We start from the raw sequence: 19,019 nt of genomic DNA, 5'->3' as shown, positions 1-19,019 counted from the left end.
AGCTCCCCCACAATTATGGTAATTCCAGCTTGGATTTTTCTTCATTTTTTTTATATAACAAACCATTACGGCCAATCACCTGCACTAATTCTGCGCCAGTGGCGTTAGCCAGAGCAGTAATGAGTGTTTTTGGTTCCTCCGGACTGTTTTGCAATACCCGGACTTTGATAATTTCACGGGCAGCCAGTGCTTGACCTGCACTCTCAATAACAGTATCTATTATGCCGCCTTTGCCGATTTGCACCACAGGATCAAGAGTACTGCCAAGGGCTCGCAAATAGCGTTTTTGTTTGCCTGTTAATGGCGTTTTTGTTTCTTCTAACATAGTACCTCCTATGGTCTAAACTCAAATTCCATATCGCGAATGCGGACAGTCTCACCTTCTTTGATGCCACGTGCCCGGAGTTCTTCATCAATTCCAATTCGCCGCCAAATAGCTTGGAAACGAAGCACACCTTCCTCGTCATCAAAACGTGTCATTGCCACTAATTTCTCAATCCCGGCGCCTTCGACGACAAAGGCACCATCCTCATCCCTTCTGACAGAAAAAGCATCCTCAGGTTTAGCTTCATATATCTTAGCCTCTTCAATTTCTTCGGGTTCTTCCACATAGTCAGCCAAAAGCTGTGCTGCCCGCTGCATCAAAACAGTCAGACCATCACCGGTAGCGGCCGAAATAGGATAAATCTCATGACCGAGTTCAGCCATATAGTTAGCTACTCGCTCATAATTTTCCTGTGCTTCCGGCAAGTCCATTTTGTTAGCTGCAACAATTTGCGGTCGCTTGAACAGCTTTTCGTTATATAAATTGAGTTCATTGTTGATCTTGTGAAAGTCATCAATAGGATCACGGCCTTCCAGCCCTGACACATCAAGTACATGAATAAGTACTTTGGTACGTTCAACATGGCGCAGAAAATCATGCCCAAGCCCCACGCCCTCATGTGCACCTTCAATCAGCCCCGGGATGTCTGCCAAGACAAAATTCTGACCCTCACCAATACTAACAACCCCGAGCACCGGTGATAATGTCGTGAAATGATAAGCGGCAATATCTGGCTTAGCTGCTGATACCATTGCTAAGATGCTCGATTTTCCTACACTTGGATAACCTACGAGGCCAACATCAGCAAGCAGCTTAAGCTCCAAAGTAAGCAGACGTTCTGCTCCTGGTTCACCGAGCTCGGCAAAAGTTGGTGCCCGATGGACACTATTAACAAAACGCGCATTGCCGCGTCCACCACGACCGCCTTTGGCAACTACTATGGTTTGACCTATTTCTGTAATATCACCAAGTACTTGCCCAGTGGCTTCATCTTTAATAATAGTACCTGGCGGAACTTTAATCAAGAGATCTTCCGCTCCCCGGCCATGCATATTGCTGGATTGACCGTTAGCACCATTATCAGCCTTAAATATACGCTTGTAACGAAAATCAAGCAACGTATTCAGATTAGAATCCCCAATCAGTACTACATTGGCACCACGGCCGCCATCGCCACCACTTGGTCCACCGTTAGGAACAAATTTTTCCCGCCGGAAACTGGACATACCGTTACCGCCGTTACCGGCCTTAACAGTAATTTTAACTCTGTCAATAAACATTAAAATCCCCTTGTATTTTTATATGTAATATGCGCTTTTACGCTCATTTTTACCCTAACATTAGCTAAAAAACACTAAGCCACAAAGTCATAGATAGTTATATACACTCGTTTTTATATGTTGCGAGCACATTTGATATCATCTCAGGATCATGTGCCAAATTCTCGATATATTGCAGCGCCTTTTCGTTACGCCCCAATTGAATCATAGCATGAATAACCTGCAGGTGATTTAAAAAATCATGACGCTGAATGCGAAGTAAATTCATTACGTCCGGACATGATGCAACTTCAGAACATGGCGTGCTTATCATACTATCATCCTTCCAACATGTTGCAGAATGGTATATCTTTCGCTTCCATTAGCCTAAATACCTGTCTGATTTCGACATTTTCAGTGAAATTAATTTAAAAAACCTGCGGCTTTATGGGCCGCAGGTTTTTTTTATCCCAACAGAGCAGGATCAAGATCGGCTGTCACGTTCGCCAAGGCTTGACACAAGCCGTTTCTTTAGATAGCTTCTTCAGCTGCAGGATATACACTAATTTGCCTGTCATAACGTCCTTTACGCTCGAAAGCGACCTTGCCAGGGACTTTGGCAAATAAGGTATCATCTGAACCAATGCCGACGTTATTACCAGGATGGAAATGGGTACCACGCTGGCGCACTAAAATGCTGCCTGCAGTAACAACTTCACCGGCATGACGCTTAACGCCCAGGCGTTGGGCCTCACTATCGCGACCATTGCGGGAGCTACCCACACCTTTTTTATGAGCAAACAACTGTAAATCAAAAGAATTCAGTTTGAAATTTCCCATCTTGCTTTCACCTCCTGTGCTCAGTAATACGAACACTCTTAGGGTATAGTTTGGCTATTTCGTTTAGCCCCAGCAGCATTGTTTCAAGAATTGCACCTGTAAGACTGTCTGGTTGACCTATAAGTCTCATCGTAATACCGTCATCATCCTGCCCAAAGTCAATATCCCGCCCCAAATGACGTTCAATTCCCATAATGGCTGACTGAGCAAGCGCAGATATACCGGCACATACAATGTCCTGTCCATGTGGTGCCGTCTTGGCATGACCGCTAATGGCAAAACCAGTAATTGCCTTGTTTTTATCACGAACCAATGTAACCGTAATCATTTTCTGTCCTTAGGCATGAATCTTTTCAATACGGACTTTAGTGAACGGTTGACGATGACCCTGGCGACGACGGTAATTGGCTTTGGCTTTGTATTTGAAAACCAAAATCTTTTTACCTTTACCATGGGCTACTACTTCAGCAGTAACTTTTGCATTAGCTACCAGCGGTTTGCCAATAACTACTTCACCGTCTTTTACAACAGTCAAAACGCGATCAAAGTCAACAGTTTGACCTTCCGTTACTTCAATTTTCTCAATTGTGAGAACATCACCTTCAGTAACGCGATACTGTTTACCACCTGTTTCAATAATAGCATACATTATAAACTTGCACCTCCCCCATATAAGGACTCGCCAGATTCGGTACACTGGAACGGTTTACAAAAATGTAATCTATGACTGCATTTTCAAGTGCTCCAAGTGTTTAAAAGAACCTCTCCGCGCGGTTAGAGTAGGCAAACGCCTACTTCATGAAATTTTACCATACTGATCATAGTTTGTCAATCAGGTTTCCACAGCAGGGAAAATCTCTCCGGACTAATATTGGCAGCTGATTCTACTACAATTGTTCTGGCTGTTTCCCGTTCTAGACGTTTGAGTTCTTCCTGCCTGCTTAGATAATCAGCTACCTGAGGATGAACTTGTAATAGCAGCCGTCCTCCTGAGCGGGAGCGTTTATTTAATTTTCTCAACTCCCGCTTAATATCTATTGCCACGGTTTCCGGTGATTTGATACGGCCCTTTCCCCTACAGTGCGGGCAGGGACTGTATAGCATATTGGTAAGATTCTGCCTGGCCTTCTTCCGTGTCATTTCTACTAACCCCAGACTAGTAATACCTAATACATTTGTTTTAGTGCGATCCTTTTTCAGCTCTAGTTCTAGTCCGGAAAGTACCGCTGAGCGTTGCTGCGCTTTATCCATATCAATAAAATCAATGATAATGATACCGCCAATATCCCTTAACCTAAGCTGTCTGGCGATTTCGGCAATGGCCTCTAAATTAGTCTGAAATACAGTCTCTGACAGATTGGTATTACCAACAAATTTACCAGTATTAACATCAATAACTGTCATAGCTTCTGTATAATCAATGACAATATAGCCGCCACATTTCAGTTCTACCCGCCGTTCACGCAGACTTTCCAGGCTATCCTCAAGATTGAACCACCTGAATATATCGCTGTCCTTAGCGGTTGGCTCATAGAGTGTTACAGAGTCAATTAACTCTGGTGATATATATTGCAATAAATCAACAACCCTGTTATATGCTTCCTGACTATCAATAACAAATTCATTCACATCACTGGTAAAATAGTCACGAACAATCCGTACCACAAGATCAGCATCCTTATAAATAAGCGCAGGCGCATTGCTCCGTTTGGCCCTGGCGCTCAAAGTTGACCACATGCTTGCTAGATAGGCTATATCTTTCATGAGATCATCCTGACTCTTATCCTGGGCTACTGTCCTAACAATAACCCCCATACCTTCCGGACGGATTTTCTCTGCAATCTGACGCAAACGTTCTCGCTCTGGTTCAGATTCAATACGGCGCGAAATGCCAATATAATCGACAGTTGGCATGAGTACAATATACCTTCCAGGCAGTGTCAGACTAATAGTGGCTCTTGGTCCCTTATCACCCATAGGATCTTTAGCAATCTGCACCAATACATCCTGGCCAATAGTCAAATGCTGACTGGCAGCCTGACGACCGGCATCTCCCATATATAAAAAAGCATTTTTATCTCGTCCAATATCAACAAAAGCAGCTTGCATACCTGGAAGGACATTTTTAACCCGGCCTTTATAAATATTTCCAACTAAGTGCCCGCTCTCGCTGCGTTCCACCGAGATTTCCATGAGTTCATCGTCTTCCAGGAGTGCAACTCGAGTTTCTTCCGGCATAACGCTGGCAATTATCCTTTTATTCATAGTTCGTTCCTTCTGTTTTTTATCTGTCATTGTCTACAATTCAATCGGTGATCTCCATACTTTACCGTTAGTCACAAACAGCCCAATACGATTAATTAACGCCGCGTCTTTATCAACAGGCAAACCATAGGTATCTGTTAGCACAGTAAGCACCTCAACTGGCTTAACACTGCCACCGGGCGTAATTTTTATCGCAAGGTTTAGGATCAGTTTTTGGTGATTAGCAGGAAGTGGTTTAACAACTACCGGCTCGGTCAGATATTCTTTAATATCGATTTCCCGACGACCTTTAGGGGTTTGTTTGATATAAATCACTTCAACTTCACGATTAAAATTATCTATGCTGGTCTCCACGGCATCCCAAACCGCACCCGGAGCTAGTGAACCGATAATATCATAAGTGGCCAGGTTAACAACCGCCATCAAGGCTTTGCTATGTTGCTCCACATATTTTGCCGCTCTAAGTTCAATCCCAGCAGGTAACTGTGGTGTAAGCCTGGCATCCAGCAAAGCAATATCTATTGCTTCGGTCAGTTCAAGATCAAGATATTCAGCCTCACTTGTTACTCCTACTGCCAAAGCCGAAGCAAAGGCTAACTTCATATGAGGGTTAAAGCCTTCAGAATAGGCTGCCGGCAGTTTGGCACGACGCACAGCCCGCTCAATTGTGCCGGCAAAATCCAAATGAGAAACAAAGCGAATTGGATTTCCCTTGGTTATCTTAAGCCGTAATTTTGCCATTATTCCTCCTGCCCCCAATCAACAACGTTAGCATCAAGAGCCTGGCAAACGCCACAGGCACCGCAGTGTTTATGACGGCAGTCAGCGGTGAGAGACTCTTGCTGTGCAGCTTGCCACTCCTTAGCCAGGAAAGACTTGTCCACCCCTGAGGATAAATGCTCCCAGGGTAAAAGTTCAGCAAGTTCCCGGCCACGTCTGGCATAAAATTCAGGGTCAATCCCCACGGCTTCAAAAGCCTCCATCCAAACCTTAAACTTGAAATGTTCAGACCAGCCGTCAAATCTTGCCCCCTGCTGCCACGCCTGGAGTAACACCTTTCCAAGACGTCTGTCACCACGGGCAAATACGCCTTCAAGATAGCTTGTCCGCGCATCATGCCAACTAAGCGAGATGCTACGGTCTTTAATTAGCGACCGTAACAACCTTTGCTTGCGTTCAATTTCCTCGACCGAGTTTTGTCCAAACCATTGGAAAGCAGTATGCGGCTTGGGAACAAATGATGACACACTTACAGTCACTTTGGCACCTTTTCTGCCTTTTATCTGCTTATATAAATCCGCAACTTTCTGAGCAAGCCTGGCAATTCCGGCTACATCTTCGTCAGTCTCGGTTGGCAATCCGATCATAAAGTAGAGTTTAATGGTTGACCAGCCGGCTAAAAAAGCAGCACTTACTGCTTCAATAAGATTTTCCTCAGTAACGCCTTTATTAATTACATCCCGCAGGCGCTGCGTTCCGGCCTCAGGTGCAAAAGTCAAACCACTCTTTCTCACTTGCTGCACTTGTTTTGCCAATTCAATGGAAAAGCTGTCAACCCTTAGTGAAGGCAGCGACACACTTACCCCCTGCTGCTTAAAGCGGGTGACTAACTCCGTGATTAACGGGCTTAGACAAGAGTAGTCCGCTGAACTCAATGACACCAGCGAAACTTCGTTATAACCCGTATTTTCCACAAGTTCCTGGACATGGTTAATCAGTGTCTCCATTTTGCGTTCCCGTACAGGGCGATAAAGCACCCCGGCCTGACAGAACCGGCACCCCCGCGTACAGCCACGAAATAGTTCCAGCATAATACGATCATGCACAATTTCAATAAATGGCACAATGGGCTTAGTAGCAAATGTCACTTGATCCAGATCTTTTACTAACCGTTTGACAATAACAGGTTTAGCTGCCGGCACCAGTGGCCGCAAGGCGTTGACCTGTCCGGCTGCATTGTACTCTTCTTCATAAAAACCCGGAACATATATGCCGTCAATTATCGCAAGCTGCTGTAATAGGGCGTTTTTGCCGCCTGGTTTGCCTGCCTGTTTCCACGCAGCAATAGCAGCAGCTATCTCACCAACTGCCTCTTCGCCCTCACCGAGGATAAAGAAGTCAACAAAATCCGCCATAGGTTCCGCATTAAAGGCGCAAGGCCCACCGCATACCACTAGCGGTTGATTCTCATCACGCTTCGCTGCCACTACCGGAATACCGGCTAAATCAAGCATATTGAGCACATTACTGTAGCTCAACTCATACTGCAAAGAAAAACCGATAATATCACATTCAGCAACAGGCCGTTTGGTTTCCAGGGTATATAATTTAATATTAGCGGCTCTCATCTCGGCTTCCATGTCTACCCAGGGAGCATAAACACGCTCAGCGAAGGTATCTTGACGGTTATTTAATATCTGATACAATATTTTAAGCCCCAGGTTGGACATGCCAACTTCGTAAACATCAGGCATAGCCAGCACAAAACTGACTAAATCGGCTTTAGGGTCTTTGGTCACACTGTTCCACTCATATCCAGTGTAGCGTGCCGGCTTTATCACTTTGCTTAAAATAGCAGGGCTGACAGGATCTATAGGCTGCATATATACCTCCATATTTATAGCTATAAAATTTATTATGTATTTTTTGGGTGGAAATATCAAGACTTATTTTTTCCAGGTAGTACTGATTTTTTCAGCTATGCTGAAAAGAGTTCACTGATTCTAGACTTTATCCCCTTTTTAATTAACCCCTCCCATACCTGGGTCTCAGTCAAAGCCCCACATAATTTGAAATTTTGATCAACAATATGGATAATATAATATTTTTCCGGACCAAACAGGCGAATAATATCACCAATCACTGCACTCTCCATCGCGGTAAGGTGACTGGTAGGCATAATCTGGCTGGAAATCAGCCCTGCCTTTTTATTGGCTAAGATACGCATAGCTCGAAACCCGGCTAAATCTTTTTCAGTTCGGACAGTAAGAAGCAAAAAAACGGCTGCGACCAACAGCGTTAAATTTATCGTATTATAGAGCCAGTACCCTACACCTGTACAAATTACCAGCATACAAATAATACCATGACTAATAGTAACAACAATAGCTGTGGCATCACGATAATTACGCCGGTAACTTAAAATAGCCCGTAAAATTCTCCCACCGTCCAATGGCAATGCCGGTAGTAAATTAAAAAGTGCCAACATGAGATTTACTTCACCATAAAACTGACATACATCCTGCCAGTTGCCTGCCTCATTTATTCCGATATAACAGACAGCCGCCAGACCCAAACTTGCCAGTGGCCCGACGGCGGCTATCATTAGTTCACTTGTCGCCCCTGCATCGGCAAGACCATCTACCCGCGCCACAGCCCCAAACGGCAATAGCTCTACCTGTTTAACCTTATAGCCTAAGCCTATAGCCATGAGCAGGTGTGCCAGTTCATGGCATACAACAGCACTAAACACTACCAGCACTTTGCTCACAAGGCCAGCGGCCGCAAATAGGGCAATGAGTCCAATAAACCAATTATTCATTACTAGCTCAACGCCTGCTATCTTTCCGGCTCTCATAATTCACATCCCATATTAGGTAGATTCACCTTTAATTCTAGATAACGGATCCACGGCTTTGCCGTTTTCCCGTAGTTCAAAATAGAATTCAGACCCGGCAGTCGAGCCAGCTTTGCCAATATGAGCCATTACCTGACCCTGACTCACTAAATCGCCTTCTTTAACCAGAATATCGCTTACATGTCCATATATTGTTTCCACATTTTGTCCGTGGTCAATAATCAGCATTTTACCTAACTGAGCACTATCGGTAACAACTTTTATTCGTCCGTCGGCCGCCGCCTGTACACTTGTTCCTATGGGAGCTGCAATAACAATTCCTTCATGCCAAATCGCCGGTTTTGGCGCCGGATTGGTCTGCCAGCCATATTGTGTTATTATCTGCCCTTGAACTGGCTTAGTCATGTAGCGTAAAGGATCAGCAGAGCGCGAAATTGTCGTCTGAACCTGCTTTAAAACAGGAATACCTGGCATCTTGACCGCATTAGGCCAATGAACCGTAACATACTCGACCACTCTTTCGGTATAGTAAGCAAAATCAGTCTGCGTAGCCAGTATTTGACGAACGGCTCCAGAGACTTCCTGCCCAATTCTGGTATTTGACACATGAGCACTATACACCAGCGCAAAAAGTGCCAAAGCCGCCACCGTCCTTTTGAGCCAGGTATAATCTGTTTCCTCTTCATAGTATGATTGCCAATTATTCTCATTAGTGCGGTTACTAAACTGCCCGCCATTTTTCAAACGATTCCATAACTTCGTCATCGTAAGCCCTCCATAATACCAGTCCGGAGTATTCTTACGGAATATATATGACAAAACTATAAAATTATAACCAGTGAAGTGGCACCTTTAGGCGCTGAAGAAAAAGAAAACGGAGATAGTTGCTTTTAAATTAAAAAGCCCTTTATCTCCGTTTAAAATAAATCAAAATAGTATCTTTTGTCGTCGCATATAAATGTTTAATAATATCCCAATACTGATGAGATTCGTAGTTAATGCACTTACGCCATAACTCATAAGTGGCAGCGGAATGCCTGTCACCGGCATAATTCCTGCTGTCATGCCAACATTAACCAGTAGGTGAAATGCTATCATTGAGGTAATGCCTGTTGCCAGAAGTGTGCCAAAGTTGTCCCGAGCTTCACTTGAAATTTTAACACCACGGTAAAGCAAAATAAGATAGAGCAACAGAATTAGACTAGCTCCAATAAACCCTAACTCTTCTCCAATAACGGCAAAAATAAAATCAGTATGGTTCTCCGGCAGGAAATTCAATTGGCTTTGTGTGCCGTTGAACAGACCTTTACCAAAAAGCATTCCTGAACCAATGGCAATTTTAGACTGAATAATATGGTAACCCGAACCCAAGGGATCGACGTTAGGATCAATGAACACAGTTAAGCGTTTTTTTTGATAGTCTTTTAAGAAATGCCAAAAAATCGGCAGAAAAGCTATCCCTACACCGACTATCGTCGCTAAGTGCCGCAAGCTTACGCCTGCTACAAAAATCATGCCAAATAGTATGGCTAAAAATACTAACGAAGTACCCAGATCGGGTTGCTTTAATACCAAAATAAAGGGTATTCCCACATAAAGAAACACCGGAATTATTTCTTTAAAAGAATTAAGTTTGCCAGCACGCTTATCTAAAATTTGCGCCAAAGAAATAATCATAATAATCTTAGAAAACTCTGAAGGCTGTAAACTAATTGGGCCAAGCTGTATCCAGCGTTGAGCGCCCAGTGCCGAGTGGCCGACAAACATAACCGCAAGCAGCATTACTAAGTTCAAAATATATAAAAATCCCGAAACTCTTTCTAGCGATTTGTAGTCAAAATTGAGCATAACAAAAACAATAAGAATATTCGCTACAGCAAATAAGCCCTGGCGCTGTACAAACCAGTATCGATCCTCACTGGGATTATTGATATGTGTGGCGCTGCCAATAATAACAAGACTAATAAGAACAAGTAGCGCAGTAACACCAATAAGTATGACATCTAAATTACGCAAGAGGCGCTGGTTAAGCATACCTTACTAACCTTCTCTCAATCAATATCTTGTTTATTATAATAGTATTTTTCACTCACGTCTAGTATCTTTCCATTAGCATAAAGAAAAAGCAGAGCAAGTATTCTTGACTCTGCATAAATAAATAATTACTCATTCACCTGAGAGGTTGCGTTTCATACGATTAACCGGAATATTAGCCACTAAAGCTACCTGGGTGTTGCTTCTTGTCAGATTTATCTCCATCTCTGTTTCGTTAATATCCATATAGTTAGAGATGACTTTAATCATATCATCTTTAATGGCTTCCATATATTGCGGCGATACATTGACGCGGTCATGCACCAGCACAAACCGGAGTCGTTCTTTGGCGATATTTTTCGATCCTTTTGGTTCTTTGCCAAACAGTTTCTGAATAAGTTCTAGCACCTTGCTTCTCCTCCTAGACTACTAATTTAAAATCCTAGCACTTTTTTGAATTTTCCCCACAGACTGTCATTCGTTTCAAACGTCATTAACGGAACATTCTCTCCCATCAGCCGCCTGACAATATTTCGATAAGCCAAACTGGCTAGGGCTGCAGAATTAACAACTGCCGGCTCACCACGATTAGTAGAAATAACAATATATTCATCCTCAGGAATAATCCCTAGCAAATCAACAGCTAAAATTTCAATGATATCATCAATATCCATCATATCGCCCTTTTTAACCATCAGCGGTCGAATACGATTGACAATAAGTCTAGGATTGTGCTTTCCTTCTGATTCTAGCAAACCAATAATACGATCCGCATCGCGAACCGCAGATACCTCCGGTGTAGTAACGATAATAGCACGATCAGCCCCGGCAATAGCATTTTTAAATCCTTGCTCAATTCCAGCCGGACAATCAATAATTACATAGTCAAATTCCTCTGCCAAATCCTTACATAACAGTTTCATCTGCTCCGGACTAACTGCATTCTTATCTCTGGTCTGCGCCGCCGGTAACAAGTACATTGTTTCATAACGTTTGTCCCGAATCAATGCCTGTTTTAGGCGGCAGTTACCTTCGGTAACATCCACTAAGTCATATACGATCCGGTTCTCAAGGCCCATAACTACATCAAGATTTCTTAACCCGATATCGGCGTCAACCAAAACAACCTTTTTGCCTTGAAGTGCAATACCAGTGCCAAGATTAGCGGTTGTCGTTGTTTTGCCAACTCCTCCTTTGCCTGACGTAATAACGATTACTTCTCCCATCTATGTGTACCTCCTATTTATCAATCATGCCGGTTCAATGACAACGGCACCATTAGCAATATGGGCTATCTCCCGACATGCTGGTTCAACCTGATTATCAGGTGCCCTGGCAATCAGGCCGGCAATTCGTAACTGGCCTGCAATCAACTTATCAGCCGTAATTGTAGCTGTTTGATCGCCGTTAACTCCGGCATGAGCTATACCACGGCAGGTTCCCTGAACGGTAATATTACCACTGGCAATTACCTCAGCTCCAGGATTCACATCCCCCACAATGATAACAGAACCATTGAATACTATTTTTTGACCGCTGCGCAGCATTCTTGAGACAATTAATGTTTTTCCACCTTTAGCCTCCTGACGATATTCAACAGGACTATCGCCAATATGAATGTCAGTATCCTGAACAAATTCCGGCGGCAACACCTCTGAATCGGGCTGTTCATGCAAGGCTAGTCCATAATCGGCCAGTAAGTTAATCAGTTGCCTACGTTCATCGCCTGTTAACGAATTTGCACCAGATATTACTCTGATGGCAGTACTGCCAATAAAAAAATTGGCAGCCGATTCTAACTTATCCCTTAGTTGTTCCAGAATATCAGTAAAATCAGCCGCTTGGTTTATTACTAATTCGAGGCCGCCTTTACTTCCTTTAAACAAAACATCCTCCCGCATATCTACTCCTAAATTTTACCATAAATAATTATCTATATGTCAACAGGAATTCGCCTTACTTCTAAAATTTCCTGCAGGATACACAACTATCTATTTAAAATTGTTCTCTCCGGCTTCTTATCCATATTAAAGCGGGGTCAGGCTCATTTATTGAGCCTGACCCCGTTATTATAGCGCCGTATGCGGGCTATATATCTTCGCTGATTCAGAAGGAGGCTGATTAATATTAAAAGCAGCTTCCAGAATCTTTTTAGCGATAGGAACAGCCGAAGAGGAACCATACCCACCCTGTTCAACAATAACAGCTACTGCCACGCGCGGGTCTTCGTAGGGGCCATAAGCGACAAACCAGCCATGATCCTTACCATGCGGATTCTCTGCAGTACCTGTCTTACCAGCAATGGAAATTGGAAAGTCCTGAAAAGTACCTGCTGCAGTCCCGCCTTCTTGTGCTACTTCACGTAGAGATTCACGAATAAGATTTAGATTATACTCCGAAATAGTAACGTTACCTACTTCTTCCGGAGAAAATGTTTTAATAACTTCGCCGTTAGACCCTATTATCCTGCTGACAAGATTCGGCTTATAACGGTGACCGCCATTAGCAATTTGACCCATAATCATAGCCATTTGGAGTGGCGTCGCTAATTGAAATCCCTGCCCAATAGCAGCATCAAAGGTTTCCGACAAATACCAGTCTTCGCCATACACTTTTTCTTTATAGCGACGATTAGCTACTAAGCCTTCCGCTTCCCCTGGCAGATTAATGCCAGTAACCTCTCCCAGCCCAAATAGGCGGGCATATTTTTCCAGATTATCAATACCTAAGCGATTACCCATCTCGTAGAAATATACGTTGTCAGACTTAGATAACGCTTCCCGGAAATTAATCCACCCCAGCGCTTCCCCCCCAGCATTACCTTTAGGGATAATCCAGTGAGTACCTGCATCGAGAATTTTTTCCTCTGGTGTAACCTTGCCAAGTTCTAAGGCCGCCGTACCAGTAATAATCTTAAAAGTTGATCCCGGCGGATATTCACCTGAAATAGCCTTATTATCCATAGGATGGTAAGGATTTTCATTGAGCAGATTCCACTCCTTAGATGAAATACCGCCGTTAAATAAATTAGGGTTAAAAGCAGGGCGGCTTACCATTGCCAGAATTTCACCTGTCTTGGGATTTAAGACAACAGCTGCTGCTGCTTTTGCCTTGACAAACTCAGTTTTTGTTTGAAGATAAAGAAGTTGTTCATCAATGGCAGTTTCAGCAGCCTTTTGAATCCGATAGTCAATTGTCAATACCAAATTATAACCTGGCACCGGATCTTTTTTACCAATTACCTGTACAGGACGGCCATTTACATCAACCTCAACCTGGTTACCGCCATCAATACCGCGAATTTCCTTATCATATAACTTTTCCAGTCCAAATTTACCAACAATATCTCCCGACTTATAACCATTCGCTTTACGCTTTTCCAACTCGACATCATTAATCTCACTCACATAACCAAATATATGGGCTCCAAGCTCATTATTAACATAGTTTCGCAGTGGTTGAATTTCAATAACCACCCCTGGTAGTTCAGAGCGACGTTCTTCGATTTTAGTAACAATATCAGGACCGACATCAGTTTTGACTCTGATAGGTTCAAACGCACCAGTATGCTGTGCTAACTTAACTTTTATCTCTTCTGCATTCATACCGAGGATACCAGCCAATTTAGCAATTACTTCATCAGAAACAGGGCCGCTTATTGCTAATACAGATACCGTAAAACCCGGACGATTGGACACCAGCATCACGCCGTTCCGGTCATAAAAAACACCACGTGGCGACATGATGGGAATAAGTCGGATGCGGTTGCCGTCGGCCAGACGATCATAGTATTGACCCTGTGCCATTTGCAAATAGGCAAGACGAATTACTAATGTCATAAAAATAAAAACAATGATCAGACTCAAAATATCAAGTCGTCCATTTGATCGCTTAACAAGCATACGGCAACCTCCTTTCTACACTATATATTTTGCATAAAATTTACAGACATGTGGTAACACAACATCTCCTTAAAATTGACTTTTATCACCAAATGTAAGCCGATAAATCAGCCTATGCACCGGAATGCAAAATAAGATATTATAGCCTAATGAAACCAACATTTGCTCTTTCAGCATTGACATCACTTCAACCTTATACCCTAATAAAAAAAGCAGCGCCTGCATGATTACGCCATTAAAAAAAGTAGCTAAAATAATTGCCAAAACCGGCAATACTACACTTTCTTTAAATACCTTTCGTTCAGCCAAACCGGCAACATAGCCTATCGCCATCTTTGATAAGGTGTTTAACCCAAAAATATTGCCTGAAGCAAAATCCTGAAGTAAACCAGCCATAAATCCGACTCCAATGGCATGCTCCCGTCCGGCCAACAAACCACAGGCAACCACAATAATCAAAATAATGTCAGGCTTAGCCCCTGGCGAAAATATAAGTGGTAATAATACGGCTTGGACAGCAATAGTGACAATCAGCAGGCTGGTCCAGACAAGTATCATTTTCATCGTCCAGCCTCTTTCGGTTGGGCAGGCTGCTGATTAGTTTTTCCCGGTGTGGCCGGCGTGAGAACCTCTGGCAAAGTTTCACGGGAGCGCACAATAACCAACACTTCTTCTAGTCTATCAAAATCCACAGCTGACTTCAAGACAGCATATTTTAACAATCCGCCTTCTTCATTAACAATATCGACAACCTCACCTACCAGCAGTCCCTTAGGGAATATACCACCAAAACCTGAAGTAATAATTTTATCACTCTTGATGATATCAGCATCACGGGCAATATTAACCATGTGCGGGGCCTGTGGATTCGCCGTACTGCCTTCAACAATGCCTGCAACCCGCGACTCAGGCCGCTGCACAAGACAACCGACAGCACTGCGTGGATCTAAAATAAGCTGTACTTTGGCAGAATTATTATAAACGCTGACAACACTGCCAACAAGACCCTGTGTCGCCACTACCGTCATATCTTTGGTAAGCCCGTCGGCTGCACCTCTGTTAATCATAATAATGTTCGTCCATGTTCCCGGATCACGGGCAATTACCTGTGCTGCTACAAAATCAAACTGCTGAGCCGCTTTTTTGTAATCAAGCATCGCTCGCAGTCTTGCATTCTCGGCCACAATCTCAGTTGTATTAATATTGTTTTGACGAAGTTCCTCATTTTCAGTTTTTAGCGTCTGGTTATCGCGATACACAGTCATAATTTCACTGGTAAAAGAACCTGTGTGACGTATGCCGTAACCAATTTTGCCTAATACATATTCAACTGGAAATAACAGCGTAGCTACAACCTGTTCCGTAAAAACAAATTGATACTTTCCCTTCGCAACTGTACTAGCTAGCAAAAAGACGGTTAGTACCGCCACGATAAGGATAACCGCCTTTTTGTGAATGAATCGCACTTTCTGGGCCCCTTCCTTACATTGATTAATTCAATTAACTATTTTACCCTAGTTAAGCTTTTTGGTAGTCATAAGTACCCGTTTCAACAAATCTATGCTTTCTAAAGCACCACCAGTACCTGCAGCAACACACGACAAAGCATCCTCGGCAATATGTACCGGCATGCCAGTTTCTCTGTTCAGCAGTAGATCAAGTCCTTTCAGCAGCGAACCGCCCCCTGTCATAACAATCCCCTTATCCATGATATCAGAGGCCAGTTCTGGAGGAGTTTTTTCCAGAGTTACTTTTACAGCTTCAATAATACCGGCTATCGGCTCACTAAGCGCCAACCGCACTTCACTTGCTTTAATTGTCAGTGTCTTCGGCAGACCGGTTACCAAATCGCGGCCACGCACATCAAATTGCTGATCATCCTTTATTAAGATGGCAGAACCAATTGTAATTTTAACTTCTTCCGCTGTACGTTCACCAATCATTAAATTATAAGTACGTTTAACATACTGAACAATGGCCTCATCCATCTCGTCGCCACCAACACGGATAGAACGGCTGGTAACAATGCCGCCTAGCGATATAACTGCCACCTCAGTCGTGCCACCGCCAATATCCACAACCATATTACCAGTTGGTTCATGCACAGGTAAACCAGCCCCAATGGCTGCAGCCATTGGTTCTTCAATCAAATATGCTTCCCTGGCTCCGGCCTGAATAGTTGCATCAATAACTGCCCTTTTTTCCACTTCGGTAACCCCGGAAGGGACACCGACAATTACTCGCGGTCTAATAAAAGACTTTGAATCCATAGCTTTTCTGATAAAATATTTAAGCATAGCCTGAGTTACGTCAAAATCAGCAATAACTCCATCTTTAAGTGGCCTAATAGCCACAATATTCCCCGGCGTACGACCAATCATTTGTTTGGCTTCCTCACCAACAGCCAGCACCTCGCCGGTATCACGCTGGATAGCGACTACTGACGGTTCTCTGAGAACAATTCCTCTGCCTTTCACATGCACTAATGTATTGGCCGTACCGAGGTCTATACCCATGTCACGTGATAGTGAACCAAATAAATTTAACATAGACTTTAACCCCTTTCATTTAGAAAACCTATTATATTATTCCCTTTTCTTTAAAGCTCACATACTTGCCATCACCGATTATTACATGGTCAAGTACAGAAATAGTAAGCAAATTTCCTGCCGCAACCAACTGTTTGGTCAGACTAATATCTTCCTGACTTGGCATAGGATCACCACTGGGATGATTATGAACCAAAATAACAGCGGCAGCACTATAACTAATAGCCTCCCGAAACAACTCTCGCGGATGTACAATAGAAGCATTTAAGCTGCCAACAGAGATAATTGCCCGGGCAATAACATGATTCTTAGTCGATAAAAGTAATGCCACAAAATGTTCTTTGTTTTCATACCTTAGCTCAGCCATCATTAAATCAGCAGCATCACGCGGACTTCTAATAATCGGACGTTCACCCGGCTCCTTCAGGCTTAACCTGCGCCCCAGTTCAATGCCAGCAATCACGGTGACGGCTTTAACTAAGCCAATACCAGTGGTTTTACTTAATTCGGGAGGCGATATGCTTGCAAGTCCCGACAATTCATACTTAGCTATAAGTTGTTCGGCCAGACGATTAACCGGCAAATTTTTCGTGCCTGTACGAAGAAGTATCGCCAGCAGTTCTGCATTACTTAAGGCCTTAACACCTTTTTCGAGCATTTTCTCGCGTGGCCTTTCGGTCTCAGGCAATTCCTTCATCATTAACTGCTTGTCCCTGGTCATAGCAAATCTACCCCTATTTGCCGGAGTAGTTCGGATAACTTAACAAGTGGCAAACCTACTACATTATTATAACAGCCAGTAATACTCTCTACTAACAATGCGCCCCGGCCCTGAATGGCATAAGCCCCAGCCTTGTCCATCGGTTCGCCGGTAGCAACATATCGTTCAATCTCACTTTGCGACAGCGGCCTGAAAGTAACAGTAGTAGTACTAAAACCACTAACAACCTTCCCCTCTTTAGCCACTGCCACTCCAGAAATTACAATATGATCCCGTCCGGCAAGAACAGTCAGCATTTGCCCAGCTTCGCTACGATCTTTCGGTTTGCCAAATACTTTGCCATCAACCACCACAATAGTATCAGCACCAATAACAACCGCATTGCCTGAAACTCGCTTGCTAACATCAATTGCTTTATCAATTGCATGGGCCATAGCCAGTTCCTCAGGCAGTATATCTTTGGTATTATCTTCTTCTACTTCACTGACCATAATTTCAAAATCAAGATCAATTAGTTTTAAAAGTTGTTGACGCCTTGGTGATGCTGACGCTAAGATTATTTGCATGCCCTCCCCCTCCTAAAAGCGCCGAAAAAGCAGGATGGCTGCTATAATTCCCAGGACGCTCATCAAATTCGGGTACAAAGCAAAGCCAATGACCAATTTTATTACATACAGATTAATCGCCACTGGCGGCAAATCAAATACCGGGAATGGTTTAATAAGATAAGGGGCTACTCCTGAGAGCAAACTGGAGCTGGCAGCAAGTTCGCCTAAAATGCCGCCAACTATTGCCCCGGTAATTAGAAATAAAAACATCATTCCCATACTTTTGCCGGCTGAACTGCCCTTATTAGTGCCAGTTCTCACCTTACCCCCTCCTTAGAAATAAAAAGTGTTGCAGTGAAGCTGAACCATCGGAAAATCAGGTGGGGATTCTACCCCACCTGATTCGACACCGCCTATAGAGACGGAAGTCTTGCCTCACTACACTAAGATAAGAAACATTCTCGTTTTTTACAAGTAATTTTAATTCTTGAGTCCATACTTTGCTGGTGCTTTAGCAAAACAGTAGTTAGCCGTCAAACCGGTAAATAAGCCAGTGGGTACCGCAAATAAAAGCAAATACGGTAAATACCATAGTAGCCCTGCGCTATGGACAAGCAAGGCTGCCAAAATCACTTGGGTTATATTATGAACAGCTGCGCCTACTAAGCTAACACCAGCAAGCGAAAATACCTGTTGGTAATTTTTACTGATATAAGCCATAATAAAAATGCTTGCAAGCGCTCCACCCATACTCATAACAAATGCCGGTCCCAACAGGGAGCCACCAAATAAAGAGCCTAGCAAAACACGCGCAACGGCAACATACACAGCAGCCTGCCATCCAAGCATAAGAATTGCCAGTAGTGAAATAATATTGGCTAATCCCAGTTTTACACCAGGTACAGGCACAGGAATTGGTAACTGACTTTCCAGAACATGGAGAGCCGCAGCCATTGCTACTAATAAAGCTAATAGAACCAAGCGCTTTGTTTTACTCAC

General features: G+C 43.4%; 23 protein-coding genes. All 23 read right to left on the bottom strand.

What is annotated here, in order from left to right; translation table 11 throughout:
• Positions 1-13 precede the first annotated feature (13 nt).
• Positions 14-325 carry a ribosome assembly RNA-binding protein YhbY gene (yhbY, locus tag AC1ECB_RS03900; protein WP_485667545.1) on the bottom strand — a complete coding sequence of 104 codons (312 nt, stop codon included), beginning with the start codon at positions 323-325 and terminating at the stop codon, positions 14-16.
• 8 nt (positions 326-333) lie between these two features.
• Positions 334-1,605, bottom strand: coding sequence for a GTPase ObgE (gene obgE, locus AC1ECB_RS03895; RefSeq protein WP_485667544.1), 1,272 nt, complete (start codon positions 1,603-1,605; stop codon positions 334-336).
• A 97-nt stretch (positions 1,606-1,702) separates the two neighbouring features.
• Positions 1,703-1,918: a Spo0B domain-containing protein gene (locus AC1ECB_RS03890; RefSeq protein WP_021167250.1), complete on the bottom strand. Its 216-nt coding sequence runs from the start codon at positions 1,916-1,918 to the stop codon at positions 1,703-1,705.
• 197 nt (positions 1,919-2,115) lie between these two features.
• A complete protein-coding gene (gene rpmA, locus AC1ECB_RS03885; RefSeq protein WP_028971723.1) occupies positions 2,116-2,409 on the bottom strand; it encodes a 50S ribosomal protein L27 in 294 nt (97 codons plus the stop codon).
• A 22-nt stretch (positions 2,410-2,431) separates the two neighbouring features.
• On the bottom strand, positions 2,432-2,752 hold the full coding sequence (locus tag AC1ECB_RS03880; RefSeq protein WP_485667543.1) for a ribosomal-processing cysteine protease Prp: 321 nt from the start codon (positions 2,750-2,752) through the stop codon (positions 2,432-2,434).
• Positions 2,753-2,761: 9 nt separating this feature from the next.
• Positions 2,762-3,073, bottom strand: a complete 312-nt coding sequence (gene rplU, locus AC1ECB_RS03875; protein ID WP_021167247.1) for a 50S ribosomal protein L21 — start codon at positions 3,071-3,073, stop codon at positions 2,762-2,764.
• Positions 3,074-3,252: 179 nt separating this feature from the next.
• Positions 3,253-4,689, bottom strand: coding sequence for an Rne/Rng family ribonuclease (locus AC1ECB_RS03870; protein WP_485667542.1), 1,437 nt, complete (start codon positions 4,687-4,689; stop codon positions 3,253-3,255).
• Between the two features lie 33 nt (positions 4,690-4,722).
• On the bottom strand, positions 4,723-5,430 hold the full coding sequence (locus AC1ECB_RS03865) for a TIGR03936 family radical SAM-associated protein (protein WP_485667541.1): 708 nt from the start codon (positions 5,428-5,430) through the stop codon (positions 4,723-4,725).
• Positions 5,430-7,292 carry a TIGR03960 family B12-binding radical SAM protein gene (locus AC1ECB_RS03860; protein WP_485667540.1) on the bottom strand — a complete coding sequence of 621 codons (1,863 nt, stop codon included), beginning with the start codon at positions 7,290-7,292 and terminating at the stop codon, positions 5,430-5,432. Before AC1ECB_RS03860 ends, AC1ECB_RS03865 begins: the two co-directional genes overlap by 1 nt.
• Positions 7,293-7,387: 95 nt before the next feature.
• Positions 7,388-8,266: a M50 family metallopeptidase gene (locus tag AC1ECB_RS03855; RefSeq protein ID WP_485667539.1), complete on the bottom strand. Its 879-nt coding sequence runs from the start codon at positions 8,264-8,266 to the stop codon at positions 7,388-7,390.
• Between the two features lie 15 nt (positions 8,267-8,281).
• Positions 8,282-9,031 carry a M23 family metallopeptidase gene (locus tag AC1ECB_RS03850; protein ID WP_485667538.1) on the bottom strand — a complete coding sequence of 250 codons (750 nt, stop codon included), beginning with the start codon at positions 9,029-9,031 and terminating at the stop codon, positions 8,282-8,284.
• A gap of 162 nt (positions 9,032-9,193) precedes the next feature.
• On the bottom strand, positions 9,194-10,300 hold the full coding sequence (gene rodA / locus AC1ECB_RS03845) for a rod shape-determining protein RodA (RefSeq protein WP_485667537.1): 1,107 nt from the start codon (positions 10,298-10,300) through the stop codon (positions 9,194-9,196).
• Between the two features lie 132 nt (positions 10,301-10,432).
• Entirely contained in the window at positions 10,433-10,708 is a 276-nt protein-coding gene (minE, locus tag AC1ECB_RS03840) for a cell division topological specificity factor MinE (protein WP_021167240.1), read from the bottom strand.
• A gap of 26 nt (positions 10,709-10,734) precedes the next feature.
• Complete coding sequence (minD, locus tag AC1ECB_RS03835) at positions 10,735-11,526, bottom strand: septum site-determining protein MinD (RefSeq protein WP_021167239.1); 792 nt, start codon at positions 11,524-11,526, stop codon at positions 10,735-10,737.
• A 24-nt stretch (positions 11,527-11,550) separates the two neighbouring features.
• Positions 11,551-12,201 carry a septum site-determining protein MinC gene (gene minC / locus AC1ECB_RS03830; protein ID WP_485667536.1) on the bottom strand — a complete coding sequence of 217 codons (651 nt, stop codon included), beginning with the start codon at positions 12,199-12,201 and terminating at the stop codon, positions 11,551-11,553.
• A gap of 168 nt (positions 12,202-12,369) precedes the next feature.
• Complete coding sequence (gene mrdA, locus AC1ECB_RS03825) at positions 12,370-14,202, bottom strand: penicillin-binding protein 2 (RefSeq protein ID WP_485667535.1); 1,833 nt, start codon at positions 14,200-14,202, stop codon at positions 12,370-12,372.
• 69 nt (positions 14,203-14,271) lie between these two features.
• Positions 14,272-14,766 carry a rod shape-determining protein MreD gene (gene mreD / locus AC1ECB_RS03820; RefSeq protein ID WP_485667534.1) on the bottom strand — a complete coding sequence of 165 codons (495 nt, stop codon included), beginning with the start codon at positions 14,764-14,766 and terminating at the stop codon, positions 14,272-14,274.
• Positions 14,763-15,668: a rod shape-determining protein MreC gene (gene mreC / locus AC1ECB_RS03815; protein ID WP_485667533.1), complete on the bottom strand. Its 906-nt coding sequence runs from the start codon at positions 15,666-15,668 to the stop codon at positions 14,763-14,765. Before mreC ends, mreD begins: the two co-directional genes overlap by 4 nt.
• Positions 15,669-15,716: 48 nt before the next feature.
• Positions 15,717-16,751 carry a rod shape-determining protein gene (locus AC1ECB_RS03810; protein ID WP_021167234.1) on the bottom strand — a complete coding sequence of 345 codons (1,035 nt, stop codon included), beginning with the start codon at positions 16,749-16,751 and terminating at the stop codon, positions 15,717-15,719.
• Positions 16,752-16,782: 31 nt separating this feature from the next.
• The gene (gene radC / locus AC1ECB_RS03805; RefSeq protein WP_485667532.1) at positions 16,783-17,472 is read right to left on the bottom strand and encodes a RadC family protein; all 690 of its coding nucleotides are present in this window, start codon (positions 17,470-17,472) and stop codon (positions 16,783-16,785) included.
• Positions 17,469-18,038: a Maf family protein gene (locus AC1ECB_RS03800; protein WP_485667531.1), complete on the bottom strand. Its 570-nt coding sequence runs from the start codon at positions 18,036-18,038 to the stop codon at positions 17,469-17,471. Before AC1ECB_RS03800 ends, radC begins: the two co-directional genes overlap by 4 nt.
• Before the next feature lie 12 nt (positions 18,039-18,050).
• Positions 18,051-18,341, bottom strand: coding sequence for a DUF4321 domain-containing protein (locus AC1ECB_RS03795; RefSeq protein WP_255451285.1), 291 nt, complete (start codon positions 18,339-18,341; stop codon positions 18,051-18,053).
• Positions 18,342-18,500: 159 nt separating this feature from the next.
• Positions 18,501-19,019 carry a Gx transporter family protein gene (locus AC1ECB_RS03790; protein WP_485667530.1) on the bottom strand — a complete coding sequence of 173 codons (519 nt, stop codon included), beginning with the start codon at positions 19,017-19,019 and terminating at the stop codon, positions 18,501-18,503.

It is taken from the genome of Sporomusa sp. 246TCP1, assembly GCF_057319775.1.
The sequence above is the reverse complement of the archived record's forward strand: the minus strand, read 5'-3'. Positions and strand labels throughout refer to the sequence as shown.

Coding starts and splice junctions, on each gene's coding strand:
- radC (WP_485667532.1), bottom strand. CDS start 17,472: ATGACCAGGGACAAGCAGTTAATGATGAAGGAATTGCCTGAGACCGAA.
- minD (WP_021167239.1), bottom strand. CDS start 11,526: ATGGGAGAAGTAATCGTTATTACGTCAGGCAAAGGAGGAGTTGGCAAA.
- AC1ECB_RS03890 (WP_021167250.1), bottom strand. CDS start 1,918: ATGATAAGCACGCCATGTTCTGAAGTTGCATCATGTCCGGACGTAATG.
- rplU (WP_021167247.1), bottom strand. CDS start 3,073: ATGTATGCTATTATTGAAACAGGTGGTAAACAGTATCGCGTTACTGAA.
- AC1ECB_RS03810 (WP_021167234.1), bottom strand. CDS start 16,751: ATGTTAAATTTATTTGGTTCACTATCACGTGACATGGGTATAGACCTC.
- AC1ECB_RS03880 (WP_485667543.1), bottom strand. CDS start 2,752: ATGATTACGGTTACATTGGTTCGTGATAAAAACAAGGCAATTACTGGT.
- AC1ECB_RS03855 (WP_485667539.1), bottom strand. CDS start 8,266: ATGAGAGCCGGAAAGATAGCAGGCGTTGAGCTAGTAATGAATAATTGG.
- minC (WP_485667536.1), bottom strand. CDS start 12,201: ATGCGGGAGGATGTTTTGTTTAAAGGAAGTAAAGGCGGCCTCGAATTA.
- obgE (WP_485667544.1), bottom strand. CDS start 1,605: ATGTTTATTGACAGAGTTAAAATTACTGTTAAGGCCGGTAACGGCGGT.
- AC1ECB_RS03860 (WP_485667540.1), bottom strand. CDS start 7,292: ATGCAGCCTATAGATCCTGTCAGCCCTGCTATTTTAAGCAAAGTGATA.
- AC1ECB_RS03800 (WP_485667531.1), bottom strand. CDS start 18,038: ATGCAAATAATCTTAGCGTCAGCATCACCAAGGCGTCAACAACTTTTA.
- AC1ECB_RS03850 (WP_485667538.1), bottom strand. CDS start 9,031: ATGACGAAGTTATGGAATCGTTTGAAAAATGGCGGGCAGTTTAGTAAC.
- mrdA (WP_485667535.1), bottom strand. CDS start 14,202: ATGCTTGTTAAGCGATCAAATGGACGACTTGATATTTTGAGTCTGATC.
- yhbY (WP_485667545.1), bottom strand. CDS start 325: ATGTTAGAAGAAACAAAAACGCCATTAACAGGCAAACAAAAACGCTAT.
- mreD (WP_485667534.1), bottom strand. CDS start 14,766: ATGAAAATGATACTTGTCTGGACCAGCCTGCTGATTGTCACTATTGCT.
- AC1ECB_RS03870 (WP_485667542.1), bottom strand. CDS start 4,689: ATGAATAAAAGGATAATTGCCAGCGTTATGCCGGAAGAAACTCGAGTT.
- rodA (WP_485667537.1), bottom strand. CDS start 10,300: ATGCTTAACCAGCGCCTCTTGCGTAATTTAGATGTCATACTTATTGGT.
- AC1ECB_RS03865 (WP_485667541.1), bottom strand. CDS start 5,430: ATGGCAAAATTACGGCTTAAGATAACCAAGGGAAATCCAATTCGCTTT.